The 228-nt window shown below is 70.6% G+C and carries 1 protein-coding gene; it reads right to left on the bottom strand.

All coding sequences use genetic code 11. The features are described from left to right. Positions 1–228: ABC transporter substrate-binding protein (locus E0702_RS18535; protein ID WP_165927654.1), on the bottom strand; the 228-nt coding region annotated here is incomplete at both ends.

The raw sequence follows: 228 nt of genomic DNA, 5'->3' as shown, positions 1-228 counted from the left end.
GCGGGCGGCCGGCGCGGGGGGCATCCAGTCGACGGTGACATCCGCCCCCCCCCCGGCGAGCACTTGTGTCGGCGCGATGTCCGGCCCGCCCGGCAGGATCGTCACGTCGAGGTTCTCCTCCTCGTAGAACCCCTTGTCGAGCGCCACGTAATAGCCTGCGAACTGGGCCTGGGTGACCCATTTCAGTTGCAGCTTCACCTCGTCCGCGGCTTGCGCGGCGCCTGCCCC

Origin of the sequence: Halomonas marinisediminis, assembly GCF_004347715.1 — a bacterium.
Lineage (GTDB): Bacteria > Pseudomonadota > Gammaproteobacteria > Pseudomonadales > Halomonadaceae > Halomonas > Halomonas icarae.
This window is presented reverse-complemented; position numbering and strand designations above follow the sequence as displayed.